General features: G+C 59.6%; 12 protein-coding genes. 8 read left to right on the top strand and 4 right to left on the bottom strand.

Going from position 1 to position 19,379, the window contains the following annotated elements; translation table 11 throughout:
* Positions 1-362 precede the first annotated feature (362 nt).
* Positions 363-5,720 (top strand): beta strand repeat-containing protein, encoded by a 5,358-nt coding sequence (locus tag RBB76_RS04970; RefSeq protein ID WP_429628514.1) that lies wholly within the window; start codon positions 363-365, stop codon positions 5,718-5,720.
* 118 nt (positions 5,721-5,838) lie between these two features.
* Here the strand turns inward: RBB76_RS04970 and RBB76_RS04975 are convergent, their stop codons facing one another.
* On the bottom strand, positions 5,839-7,206 hold the full coding sequence (locus RBB76_RS04975) for a nucleotide sugar dehydrogenase (RefSeq protein WP_429628513.1): 1,368 nt from the start codon (positions 7,204-7,206) through the stop codon (positions 5,839-5,841).
* A 393-nt stretch (positions 7,207-7,599) separates the two neighbouring features.
* On the opposite strand from RBB76_RS04975, the gene RBB76_RS04980 reads away from it, so the two are divergent.
* Positions 7,600-8,571 carry an SDR family oxidoreductase gene (locus RBB76_RS04980; protein ID WP_429628512.1) on the top strand — a complete coding sequence of 324 codons (972 nt, stop codon included), beginning with the start codon at positions 7,600-7,602 and terminating at the stop codon, positions 8,569-8,571.
* 123 nt (positions 8,572-8,694) lie between these two features.
* Here the strand turns inward: RBB76_RS04980 and RBB76_RS04985 are convergent, their stop codons facing one another.
* The gene (locus tag RBB76_RS04985; protein WP_429628511.1) at positions 8,695-9,408 is read right to left on the bottom strand and encodes a PEP-CTERM sorting domain-containing protein; all 714 of its coding nucleotides are present in this window, start codon (positions 9,406-9,408) and stop codon (positions 8,695-8,697) included.
* Between the two features lie 451 nt (positions 9,409-9,859).
* Between RBB76_RS04985 and RBB76_RS04990 the strand changes: the two genes are divergently transcribed.
* From RBB76_RS04990 to RBB76_RS05010, 5 genes are all read left to right on the top strand, one after another.
* Positions 9,860-10,741 (top strand): hypothetical protein, encoded by an 882-nt coding sequence (locus RBB76_RS04990; RefSeq protein ID WP_429628510.1) that lies wholly within the window; start codon positions 9,860-9,862, stop codon positions 10,739-10,741.
* A gap of 171 nt (positions 10,742-10,912) precedes the next feature.
* Positions 10,913-11,989, top strand: coding sequence for a type III polyketide synthase (locus RBB76_RS04995; protein WP_429628509.1), 1,077 nt, complete (start codon positions 10,913-10,915; stop codon positions 11,987-11,989).
* 223 nt (positions 11,990-12,212) lie between these two features.
* Positions 12,213-13,358 (top strand): NAD(P)/FAD-dependent oxidoreductase, encoded by a 1,146-nt coding sequence (locus RBB76_RS05000; RefSeq protein ID WP_429628508.1) that lies wholly within the window; start codon positions 12,213-12,215, stop codon positions 13,356-13,358.
* Positions 13,359-13,449: 91 nt separating this feature from the next.
* A complete protein-coding gene (locus RBB76_RS05005) occupies positions 13,450-13,710 on the top strand; it encodes an acyl carrier protein (RefSeq protein ID WP_429628507.1) in 261 nt (86 codons plus the stop codon).
* A 276-nt stretch (positions 13,711-13,986) separates the two neighbouring features.
* The gene (locus tag RBB76_RS05010; protein ID WP_429628506.1) at positions 13,987-15,432 is read left to right on the top strand and encodes a PP2C family protein-serine/threonine phosphatase; all 1,446 of its coding nucleotides are present in this window, start codon (positions 13,987-13,989) and stop codon (positions 15,430-15,432) included.
* Between the two features lie 12 nt (positions 15,433-15,444).
* Here the strand turns inward: RBB76_RS05010 and RBB76_RS05015 are convergent, their stop codons facing one another.
* Positions 15,445-16,026 carry a hypothetical protein gene (locus RBB76_RS05015; protein ID WP_429628505.1) on the bottom strand — a complete coding sequence of 194 codons (582 nt, stop codon included), beginning with the start codon at positions 16,024-16,026 and terminating at the stop codon, positions 15,445-15,447.
* Positions 16,027-16,435: 409 nt separating this feature from the next.
* On the opposite strand from RBB76_RS05015, the gene RBB76_RS05020 reads away from it, so the two are divergent.
* On the top strand, positions 16,436-17,671 hold the full coding sequence (locus tag RBB76_RS05020) for a beta-ketoacyl-[acyl-carrier-protein] synthase family protein (protein WP_429628504.1): 1,236 nt from the start codon (positions 16,436-16,438) through the stop codon (positions 17,669-17,671).
* A 30-nt stretch (positions 17,672-17,701) separates the two neighbouring features.
* Here the strand turns inward: RBB76_RS05020 and RBB76_RS05025 are convergent, their stop codons facing one another.
* Positions 17,702-19,249 (bottom strand): MFS transporter, encoded by a 1,548-nt coding sequence (locus tag RBB76_RS05025; protein WP_429628503.1) that lies wholly within the window; start codon positions 19,247-19,249, stop codon positions 17,702-17,704.
* Positions 19,250-19,379: the final 130 nt, after the last annotated feature.

Genomic DNA, 19,379 nt, shown 5'->3' on the forward strand with positions numbered 1-19,379 from the left:
CGTGTCCGAAATAGAGACAGCTGGATAGGCCGCTTTATCTCACCTACTACTTCCGTGGTATGTCCCCAGCAGCGGTAGTTCTTCGATACTTGGCAGGTATTACTTCGGTTTGTCTCCGACCAAATTAGTACCTCTGATTCGCCTGCCACATTGTTCCTCTCTCTGCATAGGCGTTTTTGCGCCGAAAGCCGAGACAATTTTGCCTTAATCACACGAAAGCGGCACTCCAGCATCCCCTATCGGGTAGCTGTAGTAACCACTTTCTCACTGTAGTTTTCAGTTGATGCGACCACTTCGAGTAATTTTCACAAACTCTAAGTCGTTCCAGTGTCGATAAGTCTTGAAGTAGATCGAGGTGCGAATTGGCGAAACTCTCTCAGGCGATTGCGGCGACCGTAAGCTTCGCGCTCCTTCATCTCTGTCTCGGCTGCGGCGCCGGCTTGGTTCAAACACAGGCCGCACCCAGTATCAACCAGGTCGTTCCCCAAACGATCGCCGCGGGTTCAAAAAACCTGACCCTCAAGGTCTCGGGAACGAATTTCACGAGTGACAGCGTCATCCTCTGGAACGGCAGCGCGATCGCAACGTCCGTCGTTGACTCAAACACTCTCTCGAGCCCCCTCGCAAGCAGCATCGTTGCAACGCCCTCCACGGTTGAGTTGCAGGTTCAGAACACCGCTACAAAAGCTTCTTCAACCTCTGTGCCCGTCGTAATCACGTCGCCCGCGAACGGCGCTTCGGTCTCTCCGCTGTCGCTCTTGACGACATCTCTCCCCCAGCCCACTCTAGGCACTGCATATAGCGTGGCGTTGGCCGCAAGCGGAGGCACTCCCGCATATAACTGGACCGTCACAGCAGGACAGTTACCCTCTGGACTTAGCCTGTCTTCGACGACAGGAGTTATCTCCGGCGCGCCGACTTCGAACGGAATTTTTTCATTCACTATCACAGTGTCGGACTCCAGTTCCCCGACGCAAACCGCAGCAATGCAATTCGGCTTGACAGTTCCACCTCCTGTCTCGACGCCTCCCCCTCCGACCGCACCCACACCGTTACAAATCACGCCTTCACTCCCCGCCGGCGCAGTTGGCTCGATGTACTTCGGTTCGCTGCAGGTAAGTGGAGGTACGTCGCCTTACACCTGGTCATCGAGCGCACTGCCCCAAGGACTGAGTCTCGGCAGCAACGGCGCAGTCTCCGGAGATCCAACCTCGAGCGGCAGCACTTCTGTAACCTTGACGGTTTCAGATTCCTCCACCCCCGCACTGACGCAGTCGGTTACGCTATCTCTCTCGATCGCGCCCTCATCCTTATCAATCAACTCCGTCAAGTTGCCTTCAAGCACGGATGGTTCAACCTACAGCGCTACACTCAGCGCTAACGGAGGAATCGCTCCCTACTCTTGGTTTGTCTCCGGACTTCCCGCAGGACTCAGCCTGAGCAGCAACGGCGTCATCTCGGGAACCCCAACCGCAACCGGCAACTTCTCCCTCGCCGTTACCGTCACCGACAGCCAGAACCCCGCCCAGACCGCATCGGCCATCCTCCCACTCTCGGTAGGCTCGACGATCTCACCTCTTACCATCACCTCCACCGCGGTCGCACCCGGAACCTCCAACCGGCCCTACAGCGCCATACTCAGCGCGACGGGAGGGAACGGCCCCTACACCTGGTCCGTCTCTGGGCTGCCCGCAGGACTCAGCCTCGGCGGCAACGGCGTCATCTCGGGAACCCCAACCGCAACCGGCAACTTCTCCCTCGCCGTCACCGTCACCGACAGTCAGAGCCCAGCCAAGACCGCATCGGCCAGCCTCCCACTCTCGGTAACCGCAGCCATCGCGCCTCTCTCCATCGCCTCCACTGCAGTCGCAGGCGCCATCTCCAACCAGCCCTACGGTGCCACACTCAACGCGACCGGAGGAGCCGCTCCCTACACCTGGTCCGTCTCTGGGCTTCCTGCAGGCCTCAGCCTCGGCGGCAACGGCGTCATCTCGGGAACCCCAACCGCAACCGGCAACTTTTCCCTCACCGTCACCGTCACCGACAGTCAGAGCCCAGCCAAGACCGCATCGGCCAACCTTTCACTCTCGGTAACTGCGGCCATCGCGCCTCTCACCATCACCTCCACCGCAGTCGCACCAGGAACCTCCAACCAGTCCTATAGCACCACGCTCAGCGCCACCGGAGGAACTGCTCCCTATACCTGGTCCGTCTCCGGCTTACCTGCAGGCCTTAGCCTCGGCGGCAACGGAGTCATCGCCGGAACCCCAACCGCAACTGGCAACTTCTCTCTCGCCGTCACCGTTACCGATAGCCAGAGTCCAGCCAAGACCGCATCGGTCAACCTCCCTCTCTCGGTGACCGCGGCCATCGCACCTCTCTCCATCACCTCCACCGCGGTCGCAGGCGCAACCTCCAATCAGCCCTACAGCACCACACTCAGAGCTACCGGAGGAACCGCCCCCTACCTCTGGTCCGTATCCGGGCTGCCGACAGGACTCAGCCTCGGCGGCAACGGCGTCATCTCCGGGACCCCAACCGCAACCGGCAACTTCTCTCTCGCCGTTACTGTTACCGATAGTCAGAGCCCGGCCAAGACCGCATCGGCCAGCCTCCCTCTCTCGGTAACCGCGGCCATCGCGCCTCTCGCCATCACCTCCACCACAGTCGCAGGCGCGACATCCAACCATTCTTACAGCGCCACGCTCAACGCCACCGGCGGAACCGCTCCCTACCTCTGGTCCGTCACCGGATTGCCCGCAGGGCTCAGCCTCGGCGGCAATGGCGTCATCTCTGGGACCCCAACTGCAACCGGCAACTTCTCCCTCGCCGTTACTGTCACCGATAGTCAGAGCCCAGCCAAGACCGCATCGACCAGCCTCCCTCTCTCGGTAACCGCAGCCATCGCGCCTCTCACCATCACCTCTACCGCAATCTCAGGCGCGACCTCCAACCAGCCTTACAGCGCCACGCTCAGCGCTGCCGGCGGAACCGCCCCCTACATCTGGTCTGTCACCGGATTACCCGCAGGACTCAGCCTCGGCAGCAACGGCGTCATCTCAGGAACCCCCACTTCAACCGGCAACTTCTCACTCGCTGTCACCGTCACCGATAGTCAGAGCCCAGCCAAGACCGCATCGGCCAGCCTCCCTCTCTCGGTAACCGCAGCCATCGCGCCTCTTACCATCACCTCCACCGCAATCACAGGCGCGACCTCCAACCAGCCCTACAGCGCCACGCTCAGCGCTGCCGGCGGAACCGCCCCCTACACCTGGTCTGTCACCGGATTACCCGCAGGACTCAGCCTCGGCAGCAACGGCGTCATAGCCGGAACTCCCACCGCAACCGGCAACTTCTCTCTCGCCGTCACTGTCACCGATAGTCAGAGTCCGGCCAAGACCGCATCGGCCAGCCTCCCTCTATCGGTAGCGGCGGCCATCGCGCCTCTCAGCATCACCTCCACCACACTCGCAGGCGCAACCTCCAACCATTCTTACAACGCCACACTCAGCGCTACCGGCGGAACTGCCCCCTACACCTGGTCCGTCACCGGGCTGCCCACAGGACTCAGCCTCGGCGGCAACGGCGTCATCGCCGGAACCCCCACTTCAACCGGCAACTTCTCTCTCGCTGTCACCGTCACCGATAGTCAGAGCCCAGCCAAGACCGCATCGGCCACAATACCACTGGTCGTTGTCGTTCCCACACTCACAATCACTTCCTCCACTCTGCCCTCAGGCACCGACGGCTCAGCCTATTCGGGCACTCTGCAGGCAAGCGGAGGAACACCTGCCTACACTTGGTCGATCAGTACCGGCAGCCTGCCCGCCGGACTCACGCTCGCAGCAACTACCGGCGTGATCTCCGGTACGCCCTCGGTCACTGGCACAACAAGCTTCACCGCAACCGTAAGCGACAACGGCAATCCCGTCCAGACGAAGTCAGTCTCGGTGTCGATCACGCTGGGTGCAGCACAGCCGCCTCCTGGCCCCGGCACGACGTGGTACATCCGCGCCGACGGTGGCTCCAACACGCAGTGCACAGGCAAGACCAACGCGGCGTATCCCGGATCTGGCACCAATCAAGCCTGCGCCTTCAACCATCCCTACCAGATGCTGAACTACTCTGGCGGCTGGGCGAACATGGTGGGCGGCGACACCATCCAGTTTGCCGACCCTTCCTCTGCCGCACACACCTACTACATGGGCGAGCAGAATGCGGGCGTTGGAACAGACTGGCACACGCAGCTCGGGGGACTCTGCGCCGCGGCGAATGCCGGTGGCGGCGCTGGTTCAAGCTGCATCCTTCCTGCTCCTCCCTCGGGAACAGCCGCACAGCACACCCGAATCCTCGGCCAGAATGCAGGCAGCTGCCACGACTCCGCTCACACTCACTTAGTCAATCCGACCGTACTGAGTGGTATCGATAACGCCTTCGCTGTTCTCGATACCCGCGGAACGAACTACGTAGATATCTCTTGCATCGAGATCACCCAGCCCGACACCTGCACCGCCACCGTAGGAAGGGGACAGTGCACCGACTCCAATAACTACGTCCACTACGGCGGCCTCATTCTCAACTACGGGACCGATCAGGGTCCTTCCAACCTGACCCTGACTGATGTCGCCGTCGTTGGCCTGGCAGGAAGCGGCATCCTCGGAAGCCATCTCAACAAATCCAGCAGCGATGTCTTCTCCGCAACCGATATCTATGTAATCGGCAACGGAGGAGCAGGCTGGAATGGCGACGGCGGAGGTTGCGGCACCTCCTGCGAGACCGTTGGCACCATGAATATCTCCTACGCGACGATCGACTGGAATGGTTGCGTCGCCGTCGAGCCTTACGACATGACCAAGCCCGATACGCAGAACGCCTTCAACTACTGCTACGGTCAGAGTGACGGAGGCTACGGCGACGGATTCGTCCAGATCGCCGCAGGCAACATGAGCCTCAATGTGGATCACAGCTACTTCCGCTGGAATACACAGGACGGATTCGACGGGCTCCATCTCAGTGACGACGTGAAGACCTCTCCGGCGATCCACATCTCAACATCCTGGTCGGAGGGCAATGCCGGTGCAACCTTCAAGATCGGAGCCGGAGCCTCCTCGACCGCCATCAACAATGTGTCCATCAGCAACTGCCGGATTCTTACCATCGCCTCCGCGTTCCCTCTCAACCCCTCAGGCTGGACCCTGGACGGAGCAGATTCCTGCCGGGCCGCGGGTGATGAATGGTCCTTCCAGGAGAACAACGGCACGGTCATCACGATGGAGAACAATACCTCCGTTGGCTACGGCACCACCATGTACGACGTCGGCTGTGCTGCGCTCGCACCGAACTGCTTCTCCAACGGAGCGACCTTTATCTTCAAAAACAACATCAGCAAGGGATATCCCGATCCCGGCAACGGAAACAGGCTTGCCTCCGGGTTCTACTTCGGAATGGGCAATCCTTTCGCCAACGCCGGTTCGGTAGCCGACCACAACCTGTGGAGCACGATGGATACCGGATGCCCGGACAGCACGATTGGCACTGAGACGATCTACACCTGCGGCGATCCCGCCATGGCGGCGGAGTCTGACATCAACCACATTAATCCCAATCTCACTTCTTCGAGCGCGGCGATCAACTCCGGCATCGCAATCTCCGGAATCACCACCGACTTCAACGGAAAAACCAGAGCCAACCCGCCAGCCATCGGCGCCATGGAACCATAAACAAACCAAAGAAAGGCCGGTCGCGTAATCCCACGCGGCCGGCCTTTCCGAGTTAATACAGCTTCACTAAACCAAACCCAACGGGAACAATCGCTCTCGATCAAGAGCGACGTCTCCCCTAACAACGAACGATCTTGTCCGACTTGATCCCCTTCGTTGCATTGCGCGAGTCCACCACCAACCGCGACTTGCTCACAATATCCTTGTAGTCGTAGTCCGTGTGGTCGGTCATGATCAAAACGCAGTCATACTGCCCAAGATCATCGAGCGGCGTGCAAGTCATATTCAGGTTGTAGTGCCGCCCTCTGCCCACTGTCGGGAAGTAGGGATCGTTATAAAGCACCTCCGCCCCCTGCTCCCGCAACAGCTCAATCACAGTCAGCGAAGGCGACTCCCGCAGGTCATCGATGTCCTTCTTATAAGCCATTCCGAGCATCAGAATCCGCGCCCCATTCACAGCCTTTTTATTCTGGTTCAGCCCCTTCGCAACATACTGCACCACATGCGCGGGCATCGCCTCATTCACCTCGCCCGCCAGTTCGATGAAGCGCGTATTGAAGTCGTACTCCTTCGCCTTCCAGCTCAAATAAAACGGGTCAATCGGAATGCAGTGTCCACCCAGCCCCGGCCCGGGATAGAACGGGTGAAACCCGAACGGCTTCGTCGCCGCAGCATCGATCACCTCCCAAATATCCATCCCCATCTTCAGCGCCAGTACCTTCAACTCATTCACCAGCGCAATATTCACGCAGCGATAGATGTTCTCGAGCAGCTTCGTCATCTCAGCCGCGCGCGTCGAAGACACCCGCACCGAGCGAGTAAAGATGCCCTCATACATCACCGCCGCGAGCTCCGTCGCAATCTCTTCATGACCGCCCACAACCTTCGGAATATCGCGTCGCGCGACCGTCGTATTGCCCGGATCTTCGCGCTCCGGCGAGAACGCCACATAAAACACTCCCTGCTCAGCGGCAGTCCCCTTGCTCTGCACCTTCAGCCCGTTGCGGTTCTCCGCTTCGAGGATCGGGATCATCAGATCCTCCGTAGTACCCGGATACGTCGTGCTTTCGAGCACCACCAGCTGCCCTTCCTGCAGCCACGGAGCGGCCGCCTTCGCCGTATTCTCCACATAGCTCAGATCCGGCTCACGATGCTCCGTGAGCGGCGTCGGCACGCACATAATGATGGCGTCCTGATCCGCCAGCCCGGCAAAGTCCGCCGTAGCCTTGAAACCCTGCGCGCGTGCGCTCTGAATCTCCTCCGCGGGAATTCTAAAGATATAAGATCGCCCAGCCTCGAGATCTGTAACCTTTTTAGTATCAATATCAAATCCCGTCACCTTGAAACCCGCTTCAGACAGAAGCAGAGACAACGGCAACCCCACGTACCCAAGCCCGATCACTCCGATCTTCGCGGTACGATTCTCCAGGCGCGTCATGCGCACTTGTGCAATCTTCGGTAAAGCAACCTGACTCAATGTCGACATAGTCTCGATTATCGCATCCACCCTTCTGTGCTTCCATCTTCCGAAACTCGACAAAAACGATCGAATTCCCGAGAAATTATTCTGTCTGCCAACTCCATCCTCTTCGGCAACTCAAACCGCGTGGAACAATACGGCATACCCTTTGAAAAAGAGGCTTCAAGAAGACGCTACTCTCTTTCTATTCGATCTCCCTGCAAATCAATCAGTCCCCCTCCGTCGTCTCCGTCGCACAAAAGTCGCATTGACTTGAATCCTCCCGGTCGCCAAACTTAAATCATGTGTCCAATCCGCGACCTGCACTCACTTTCATCCCGCGAACCCTGATAATAAAGGAAGCTCCCAGCGCGACACATTTTTGAAGATCCCAGCACGTTACGTCTGGGCGGAGGAAAGATGGCCCGTTATCTCATCACCGGAATCGCAGGTTTCATCGGCTCGTCACTGGCCCACGAACTCGTCAAACAGGGACACGACGTACGCGGCATCGACAATCTCTCCACCGGAGATCTCGACAACCTGGCCGACATTCGCCGCTCCATCGACTTCCAGGAGATGGACCTCCAGGACGCAGCCGGCATGAAATCCGCCTGCGAAGGCATCGACTACATCCTCCATCAGGGGGCCCTCGCCTCGGTCCCACGCTCCGTCAAAGATCCCCTCACCTCGCACGAATCCAATATCAACGGCACCCTGAACCTCCTCATCGCAGCGCGCGACGCCAAGGTTCGCCGCATCGTCTACGCGGCCTCGTCGTCTGCCTACGGCGACCAGCCCACTCAACCCAAGCAGGAAGACATGCTCCCACGGCCGCTCTCGCCCTACGCCGTCCAGAAGCTCACCTGCGAGTACTACATCCAATCTTTCTATCGCGCCTACGGCCTCGAAGGCGTCTGCCTGCGCTACTTCAACATCTTCGGCCCGCGTCAGGCAGCCGACTCGCCCTACTCCGGCGTCATCGCTCAGTTCACCTTCAAAATGATGGAAGGCATCACCCCGACCATCTTCGGCGACGGCCTCACCAGCCGCGACTTCAACTACATCGACAACGCCGTCAGCGCCAACCTCCTCGCCTGCCTCGCGCCCAGCGAAGTGGCCACCGGCCGCGTCTTCAACGTCGGCACCGGAAAGAGCCATACTCTCAACGAGGTCTACGCCGCCATCGCCGGCCAGCTCGGCTTCACGGCCAAGCCCCACTACGGCCCCCCAAGAGCAGGCGACATTCAGCACTCCCTCGCCGACATCACACGTGCCACCCAGGAGCTCTCCTACCAACCCAGGGCCCACTTCCACGAAGGCCTGAAGAAGACCGTCGCCTGGTACCTCGAAGAAAAACAGAAAAAGGAAGTGGTCGCTCTCAAGTCATAACAAACGAGCCATGACAAAACGGCGGCCGCCGGAGGGTCCGGCAGCCGTCGAATCTGCACTTCAATTGTTTTCCAGTGGGCGATTTGCTGGTGTCCAGTCTGCTACCCACAAAGCAAATCGAACCTACGCGCGCATCCTGCGCATAAGGGTACCGGCACAACCCATCAGGCCGGTTCCCAGCAGCAGCAGTGACCCTGGTTCAGGGACCGTCGAGACCGACCCATAGAAGTCGAGCCCGAAATCTGACTTATTAGCCTGAACAACCTGGAACGTCAAAGTATTCGTACCATCAACAAAGTCATTCGAAGGAAGGTAGATGAGCGTGCCGTCGCCCGTGCAGGTTGGCGTCCCATTGGAACAATGGGGGTAAGCCGTCCCCGTCGGTGTATTCAATAACTGGCCGTTCAGAAACACTGCCACGGTATCGTCCGCGAGGACTGACAGAGAACCGTTGTAAATCGATGGATCTTTGGTGTCGATATCAAACGTGCTGGTAAAAAAGTAGTTGCCATTCGGAGTATTGACGAATGGATTTGATTCGGGACCGGTCGTGTTGTAAGAGACCCAGCTCGAATTGCCGATCGGCAAACTCCAAACCGAACTGTTTGTGACCGGAAGATACAGCGTTCCGTAGGGGCTTACCGGAGCCGTAAAGTCCGGCAGTCCATTGTTGTACGCATAGCTTGGTGGCGCAATTACCGCCAACGCCGAGTTGTTGTTGCCTCCATTACCTGCATCCTGGCCATAGCTGGCCAGAAAAAGTGTGTCAGCAGAAGCGAACGTGGTTGCCGCCACGAACACCGCTCCTAAGGCAGAAAGTTTTGAAAACAGCTTCACAAGGGCCTCCTGGATTCCGCGTAAAGGCGGTTACTCCTGAACCGTGGTTTGCCACGGTCTCGTACATGCGCGCCCGTCTTTGCCCGGTCGTCAGGGCAGTCTCTCTGTGGCGAGTCAGGAAAGGCGATCATGCAACTACCTATGCAGCTTTTGACCCAAATGAATCTCATTCCCTATCAATAACTTAGGAGCGAAAATTAAACATGAACCGCAAACTATTGCATAATGAAGCTGCCAAAGTGAAAATGTTTGCCACTTTTTGAGTCAAAATTTCCTCATTTCCCACGCGGTCATGCCTCAAGTTCTCCGACATTTGCCTCCCGTTCCACGGTCTCGCTTTTGCATCTCAGTCATGGAAGCAGGCTTGGCATCCCTCGCGCCGGAAAAACTCCTTGCGCAAAACCACCAAATCAAAAGACGATGTTTCGGGCCCATGAGGTAAAAGAAAAGAATGCATGTTCCATCTCCGGCAGCAGCACCCGCTCCGTCCTTGGCCAGAATCGCCCGGCGCATCGCGCTCTCCGGAAGTCTTCTCTTGTTTCTCCTCACAGGTTCTGTCTTCGCCTTCAGCGCGCCCCTTACCGGAACCCCGCTGAACGATGGCTACTACGCCCTCTATAACCTTGACTTCGACGCCGCCCACGCGCACTTCGGTCAATGGATGACGGCCCACCCCGAGGACTGCCTCGGCTCCGCCTCCGACGCCGCCGCCTACATCTTCACGGAGTTCAACCTCCTCGGCGTGCTCGATATCGAACTCTTCGCCGACGACAACCGCTTCGAGTCCCGAAGCCGCCCCCCCGTCGACCCGGCTCTCAAGAAGGGCTTCAACGATCGCATCGATCAATCCAATCGCCTCGCCGACGCAGCCCTCCAGCGCAATCCCAATGACTCCAACGCGCTCTACTGCAAAGCCGTCACCTCCGGCATGCAGGCCGACTGGGCCTCGCTCATCGACCGCCACGAGTACGGCGCCTTCAAATACAGCGAGCTCGCCAGCAAATACGCCAAGCAGGCCCTTGCCATCAACCCCACCCTCTACGACGCCAACCTGGCCGTAGGCATCGAGAACTACATGCTCAGCCTCAAGGCCGCGCCCATCCGTTGGTTCCTCGGCATGGCCGGCGCCGGCACCAACAAGGCAGAGGGCGTGCGCCTGCTCAAACTCACAGCCGAGCAGGGCCACTACCTCGCCCCCTTCGCCCGCCTCATGCTGGCAGTCGGAGAGCTTCGCGACGGCCGCACCCAATCCGGCAAACAGATCCTCATCGGCCTCTCCCAGGAGTTCCCCAAGAACACCCTCTACCAGCGTCAGATCGCCCGCCTCCACTAGCCGCCGCGCCATTCGCCCATGAAATTCAACACTGAATCTCACTCAGCGTGTACCTTTAACCCATCGGACAAACCCACGCCTCATGAAACCATCTCAGGCGTGCAACTTTAATGGCGTACCATTGCCACTGCATTTCGATTTAGAAAGTCACCACAAAGGGTCCTCACAAGCATGCGTATTGCATCCGTCGGCACTGCCTATCCACCTCATCGCTACTCCCAGGCACAAATCTCAGAAGCACTCACGGCGCGCTGGCAGGATCGCATGGAAGAGCCTCGCCTCATCAACCGGCTCTTCGTCAACTGCGGGGTCGACTTCCGCAACCTCGTCTTCCCCCTCGACGTCTATGAGAATCTCTCCGGCTTCGGCCCCACCAACGACGCCTGGATCGTAGCCGCCGTCGAACTCGGCGAAAAAGCCATCGACACCGCCCTCGCCCGCGTAGGCCTCACCCCAGCCGACATCTCCGCCATCTTCTTCGCCTCGGTCACCGGCATCGCCAGCCCCACCATCGACGCGCGCCTCATCAACCGCATGCCCTTCCCCACCAGCATCAAGCGCACGCCCATCTTCGGCCTCGGCTGCGTCGCCGGTGCCGCCGGCATCTCCCGCGCCTCCGACTACGTTCGCGCCTTCCCCAACCAATACGCTCTGCTCCTCTCCGTCGAGCTCTGCTCCCTCACCTGGCAGGACAACGACCAGTCCATCGCCAACCTCATCTCCTGCGGCCTCTTCGGCGACGGCGCCGCTGCCGTCGTCATCGCCGGCAGCGACACCGCGCTCGCCAAGCGCACCTGCGCCACCTGCATCTCCGGCCCCAAAATCCTCGACACCCGCTCCACCTTCTACCGGCACACTGAGCACATCATGGGCTGGGACATCGGAGACATGGGCTTCAAGATCGTCCTCTCCCCCGACGTCCCCAAGGTCGTCAACGAACATCTCCGTGGCAACGTCGAGTCTTTCCTCACCGACAACGGCCTCTCTCTCAGCGACATCTCCAGCTACATCTTCCACTCTGGCGGCCCCAAGGTCCTCGAAGCGATGGAGAACACGCTCAACCTCCCCGACAACGCCCTCGAGCCATCCTGGCGCAGCCTTCGCGAGGTTGGCAATCTCTCTGCCGCCTCTGTCCTCGCTGTCCTCGAAGACGTCCTCGTCAACGCCCCCGGCAAGCCCGGCACCTACAGCATCCTCGCAGCGATGGGGCCCGCCTTCTGTTCGGAACTCGTTCTCCTGCAGTGGTAGCAGCCAACTAAAACCTCATCTTCAAAACCCACGGCTGAATCCCCCCAGGATTCAGCCGTCTTCCTTTCTATGCAGCAACTCAAAGCGTCTATGCCGCAACTGAAGGCGCGCTCCCACCAAACACCTTCCGTCAAACTCTCGTCTCAGTCTCGTCATTTGCTTGTAAGCCCTGTATCTTCCTTATCCCGGCGACGTCCTATCCACAGAGGGCCCCCGCTATTCCATGCCGTTTCACACTCCAACGACACAACCGGATGTCCTCATCGTAGGAGCTGGCCCCGCTGGCCTCGCTGCCGCCATCGCCTCCGCAAACAAGGGCCTCCACGTCGAAGTCATCGACGCCATGCAGCCCCCCATCGACAAGGCCTGCGGTGAAGGCCTCATGCCCGACGCCATGCGTTCCCTCGCGGGCCTTGGCTTCAATCTCAATCGCGATCTCCGCAAAGTCGAAAGCCATCTCCTCCGCGGCATCCGCTTCCACAACGAGCAAGCGGCCACCTCTGCCGAAGCCACCTTCCCCGCAAGCCCCGGCCGAGGCATCCGCCGCATCGCCCTCCATCAGCTTCTACTCGACCGCGCTCTCGCTCTCGGCGTTCGCTTCCACTGGGAGAACTCCGTCCAAGGCATCGAGCCAACCACCACCGGTCATCTCCTCCGCACAAATCGTCAAACCCTCCGCGCCCGCTACCTCATCGGCGCCGACGGCCACCACTCCCGCATCGCCACGTGGGCCGGCCTCGCCAAAGCCACCATCTACTCCCGTCGCATCGGCCTCCGCCAGCACTACTCCATCGCCCCGTGGACCAACTTCGTCGAAGTCTATTGGAGCAATCACGGCCAGGCCTACGTCACTCCAACCTCCGCCAACGAGATCTGCGTCGCCTTCGTCTCAAACAAAAAATTCCCCACCGTCAACCACGCCCTCGCCCACTTCCCCGCCCTGCAACGCCAGCTAGCCTCAGCAACCCCCAGCGGCGCCCCTCGCGGATCCATCACACTCGACCGCTCTCTCCATCGCATCACATCAAACACCATTGCCCTCATCGGCGACGCCTCCGGATCAGTCGACGCCATCACCGGCTCCGGTCTCGGCCTCTGCTTCCGTCAAGCCGTCGCCCTCGCCAACTCTCTCAACACCGAAGACCTCGCCCTCTACCAGCGCGCTCACCGCACCATCCAGCGTCCCGCCCGCATCATGTCCCACGGTCTGCTCCTCCTCGACAGCTTCCCTCACCTCCGCACCCTCACCCTCAGCTCCTTTCAACGCCATCCCATCCTCCTCGAATATCTCCTCCATCTCCACATCGGTCATCGGCACTGCCCTTTTGGCGTATTGACGAACGCCTTGCAACCGGATTACACCTGCTGACAAGCTAAAGTTAATCAGGGTGGCCCCCATAACCTTTACAGCGGCCCTTGCATCCCTGTAAGTTGGGGCTATCCCAGGACGCCGGAGCAACATGAACGACATCGCCACACGCTGCATCGACATCATCGCCAAATCAAAGAGCATTCCTGCGGACACCATCTCCCTGGCCAGCACCTTCGACGAGCTCAACATCGACTCCCTCGACAAGATCAACATCTCCTTCGAGGTCGAGGAAGCCTTCAACATCGAGATTCCCGACGAAGCCCTCAGCACTCTCCGCACCGTAGGCGACATGGTCCAAGGCGTAGCAAAGCTCACAGCCACCACCCCCTCCACCATCACCACCCACTAGCAAATCCCTCAACTGCGCCAAAAAGCGCCGTCTTCTCGACCGAAGTCGCGCAGCCTCATCGCCCTTCCAAACAACAAAAGAGTCGTCATCCCGACCGTTGCTGTTCCCAGTCTCACCGTGAACAGCGCAGCGAACAGACCCCCGCATTTTTGCTTTTGCGCTTGTCTTTGCCTCTCTTGTTGTCATTCCCGAAGGGGTCTGCGGTTGCCATATTCTTCAACCGCATCAACACCCAGTGTCGTTTGGTCCCGACCCACCCGTGTATCATTCGCTCGTATGTACGTAGGCGACCCCCAACTAACCGCCGGTCAGGTCCTACGGACCTTTCAACACGACGAACTCTACCTCTTCCTCGGCGCAGCCTTCACCTCCCTCGGGCTTGTCTCCATGGCATTCGCCTTCCTCAGTCGCAAGTTTGACGCAGTACTGTTCTGGCTCGCCCTCTTCGCAATCTTCTACGGAACGCGCCTTTGGCTCAGCGGAGGATTCTTTGCCCTGCTCCTGCCAAACACAGCTTTCTTCAATCGTTTGCCAAGGGCCGCAAATTATCTGGTCCCCATCCCCGCCTTCTTCTACTTCGCAGAGGCCGGATTCCTGGGTCTCCGCGGACGTAAAATTGCTATCGCCCTTACGCTTCCGTTTCTCTGCATCACCATAGGAAACCTCTGGTTCGGCAACTCGCTGGTCTTCGTCTACATCAACAACGCGATCATAATCATCATGCTCGCCGCCCTGACCATTGAATCGATCCGACGCAAGCAAGTCGACAAAGACTTCACCATCGTCAGGGTAGGCATCATGGTCTTCGTTGCATTTGCTCTATTCGACAACATCGCGGGAATCTTCCGACGCTTCCCGCAAAAAGAGCCCATCGGTTTTGCCTTCTTCCTCGCAGCCCTGGGCTACGTCGCCGCAAGACGCAGCCTCCATCGCGATCAGCAATTCAACGCTCTCCAAAAAGAACTCGAGATCGCCCGCCGCATCCAGACCTCGATCCTCCCGTCACCCTACCCTCAATCCGCCCACTTCCACGTAGCCGCGCGCTACGTCCCAATGACCGCCGTAGCCGGAGACTTCTACGACTTCCTCATCAGCAGCGAAACCGAAGCCGGCCTCCTCATCGCGGACGTCTCCGGCCACGGCGTCCCCGCCGCGCTCATCGCCTCCATGGTCAAACTCGCCGCCACCTCCCAGCGAACCAACGCCGCCGACCCCGCCCTGCTCCTCTCCGGAATGAACTCCGTCCTCTGCGGCAACACGCAGGATCAGTTCGTCACCGCCGCCTACGTCTACCTCGATGCCGCATCCTCCACCCTGCGCTACTCCGCCGCCGCTCATCCACCCATGATGTTGTTCCGCGCCGGAGACATCACCGAACTCACCGAAAACGGCCTCATGCTCGCAGCTTTCTCCTTCGCAACCTACACCACAGCCGAATACCCCCTTCAAGCTGGCGACCGACTCCTCCTCTACACCGACGGCATCCTCGAAGCCACCAACCCCCAGGGCGAAGAGTTCGGATCGACCCGTCTCCACACCCTCCTCAAAGACGCCGCCCACCTCAACGCCGAAGACTCAGCCGACCGGATCATCTCCTCCCTCGAACAATGGTCCTCCAGCGCCCGGACCGACGACCTGACCCTCCTCATCTGCGACTACCAATCTGCGAATATCCCAGTGCCAGCCACACGTCTTCCCATCACGTACGAAGCCGCGCTTTGAAAACCACTCCGCCTACTTTTGTTTTTCGTCACTGTCCTTCGGCAACTCAAGATACACAAGCCCGAAATGAGTTGCACCGTCCTTCGGCTTATCTATCCCAACCAGCCGATATCGAAGCGGAGATCCCGCACGAAGTTCGTGACCGTTGGAGGAGTCTTTGCTGTCATTTACCTGCACATGTCCGCCCTCGTCGTCCGCACACGTCAGCCCGCTGCGCGTTGCAGTCACAGAGCCAACTGGTTTGCCATGATCGCACTCCAGCACCTCCCCGTAATGCGACAGCGATTTGCGATAAAACGCTAGAACCTCTGTCGGAGAGTGTCCCGTCAAATAGTTCGCAACCATCATCTTGAAGTGGAAGTCGCCGAAGGTCACCCCAAGATCCACCGACGAACTGTTATCGTCGTCCTTCAGCAGAGTCGCTCCCGGATACGCAGGCAAACCGATATCCCTCGCTGTAATGTGTGAGTTCGCATGCAACTCCACATTCGTGCCCGGCTTCTGCGAGAGCGCCCCCTTGGCTCCGCAAAGCAAAACTGAGGTACAAGTTATCCAAGAAGAGACTCGAAAGAACGAACGAAGCCGATTTGTCATTGAGGTCCGATCTGAAGTGAATTATTTCGAAGAAGATACGGATCGCTTCTATTTAAAGTTCTCATCCGCTGCCCTCTCCAACTTCTGTCAAGCCCCCAACCGTCAAATCCCCGCGCCAATCCAGCACAAACGCATTGCGTATCAGTTACACTCACCCAGCTATAATAGAAACAAGACCACCAAAAAGCCCCTGCCACCCACAGGGGCTTTACTTTTTCAGACCCCTAACCCCTTTCGATGGAATATTTTGCAGCCAACCCCTTTGGATGCAATATTTTACAGACACCCACCACCCGCAAACTCATCAAAACAAGTACTTTAGCCACAAAATACCCCCAGGGGGGGAGGGGGGAGGGTAAGCTAGTCCTCCGAGAGAATCTACAATCACCAGAGCACCACAGGAGAAGAAGTGAATCGTGTCGTAGTCACCGGTCTCGGATGCATCACCCCCATCGGCAACACCGTAGCGGACTTCCGCACCTCCCTCTTCGCCGGAGCGACCGGCATCGCCCCCTTCCCGCCCTACCCCGAAGCCCCGGCCCGCGAAGCTCACGACAAGACCCAGGGCCTCCGCTTCACCCAGACCGCCGCCGTCAAAAACTTCGACGCGACCCAGCACCTCGACTCAGGCGTCATCACCGCCACCGACCGCACCGTGCACTTCGCCGTCGTAGCCGCCCGCCAGGCCGTCGCAGAGTCCCAGCTAACCAACCACTACGCACCAGACCGGATCGCCATCGTCGTAGGCTGCGCCTGCGGTGGACGCCAGGCCGAAGAGACCGAGACCAACAAGCTCTACACCCGTGACGCCCGCGTCCATCCCCTCACCGTCGTCCGTACCATGGCCTCCGCCGGCGCCAGCAACATCTCCATCGACCAGAAGATCACCGGCCCCTCCCTCAACATCTCCACCGCCTGCGCCTCCGGAGCCCACGCCATCGGCCTCGCCTTCCAGATGATCCGCGCCGGCATGATCGACGCCGCCATCACCGGAGGCCACGAAGCCCCCCTCACCTTCGGCTTCCTCCGCGCCTGGGACTCCATGCGCGTCGTCTCCCCCACCCAATGCCGCCCCTTCTCCGCCGACCGCGACGGCATGACCCTCGGCGAAGGCGCCGCCATGTTTACCCTCGAAACCCTCGACTCCGCTCGCGCGCGCAACGCCCACATCTACGCCGAAATCGTCGGCACCGGTAGCACCGCCGACGCCAGCCACGTCACCCAGCCCCACCCCGACGGCGCAGCCGCCGCCATGCGCAACGCACTCCGCGACGCCAACGCCTCGCCCGACGAGGTCGGCTACATCAGCGCCCACGGCACCGGCACCCAGGTCAACGACACCACCGAAGCCGCCGCCATCTATCAAGTCTTCGGTCCCAACGCCGCGAAGATCCCCGTCAGCTCCACCAAATCGCTCCACGGTCACTCCATCGGAGCCAGCGGCGCACTCGAAGCCCTCGCCACCGTCCTCGCCCTGGAAGAAAACCGCCTCCCAGCCAACGCCGGCGTCACCGAAATCGACCCCGCCATTAAATTGGACATCATCCTGGGCTCCCCCCGCGCCGTCACCCCCAGAATCGCGCTCTCAAACTCCCTCGCCTTCGGAGGCCTGAACGCCGTCCTGGCCATCCGCCCCGCCGAGTAGTCCGACCGCACCAACGCGCCAGCAGAAAAGTCACACAGCTGACTGCGGCTTCGGTTTCGACTCAATCAATGCCGCCGCACTCAACGAACTCGCCACCGAAAGTCCCACCGCAATCCACAACACCACCCCATAAGCCCCAACAAACGACTCGCCGATCAGCCGCTGCACCCGTACATCCTCGCTCCGCGCAGCAGCCAGCTTCGCCCTCTGAGACTCCACCCCCTGACGCTCCGCCGCCGACAGTCCCAACCCGTCCAGCCCCCGCTCAAGCCGTCCATAAAACACAGTCGAAAACACCAGCCCCATCGCCGCAATCGACAGCAATCCTGCCACGCGCGACACCGCATTGTTGATCCCCGAGGCCACACCCGCCCGGCTCTGATCGATCGAATTCATCACCGTCGTCGTCAGCGGCGCAACACTTACCGCCATCCCCAACCCCAGCACAATCACAGCTGGAAACACCGTAACCCAATAAGAACCACCGACTCCACCCCGGCCAAGCAAGCCAAACCCCACCCCAGCAATCAACGGCCCAACAATAAGCGGCAGCCTGGCACCATACTTCGCAACCAACCCACCCGACCACCGCGACAACAAAAAGACCAGCAAAATAAGCGGAAGCAATGCCCCGCCAGCCTCCGTAGCCGAGTAGTGCTGAACCTGTATCAAATTCAACGGCAGAAAGAAAAGCACCCCACTCAGCGCACCATACAGAAACAAAGTCATCAGATTCGCACCGCTGAACGTCCGCGACCGAAACAGCCCCAGCGGCAACATCGGGGCCTCAGATCGCGACTCCACCACAAAGAACAACGCAAGCGCCACCACCCCAACGACACCAGCAACGAGCGCCCGCCATCCACCACGCCCAGCCTCGATAAGGCCAAATATAATCCCACACAGTCCCACGGTAGCCAGCACCGCACCCCAACCATCCAGCTTCTGAACCATCTTCTCGTCGCGACTCTCCGGCACTCGCGCCAAGGAAATCAATACCACTAGACCGGCCAGCGGCAGGTTGATAAAGAACGCCCATCGCCACGAGAGCTGATCGATCAACCACCCACCCAGCACCGGCCCCAGCGCCATCGTTATCGCCGTAAACCCAGACCACGTCCCTATGGCTCGCCCACGCTCCTCCTCGCAGAAAGACGAGCTGATCAACGCCAGGCTTCCCGGCACAAGCAATGCCCCACCCACACCCTGCAGACCGCGAGCCACGATCAACGCACGTATGTCAGAAGCAAATCCACACCACGCCGAAGCCGCTGCAAATATCGCCACCCCAATGATAAAAATCTTCCGACGCCCATAAAGATCGCCTAGCGATCCCCCCACGAGCAGCAGCGCCGCCAAAAACAGCGCATACGACTCCACCACCCACTGCACATCAGTCACCGTAGCATTTAGAGCACGCTGCAACGCCGACAGCGCGACGTTCACCGCCGTCCCATCTATAAACACCATGCTTGACCCTAGAATCGTAGCGGCGAGAACCCACCTCCCTCTACGTGTCTGGTCTGGCGCGTGGGCCACACTACGGATCGCGCCTTCTTCACAAGGCAAATTCGGCATGGTCCTTCACCCCACCGCCGCCGATCATACCAGCAAATCAGCAACTACGAACGGACGCCGCCCCCTCATTCTCTTCGTAGTTTTCGCTCCTGCCGCCTACTACAAAAATCTCGACCAAAGTCCGTTACTT

This window comes from Tunturiibacter psychrotolerans, from assembly GCF_051013365.1.
GTDB lineage: Bacteria > Acidobacteriota > Terriglobia > Terriglobales > Acidobacteriaceae > Edaphobacter > Edaphobacter psychrotolerans_A.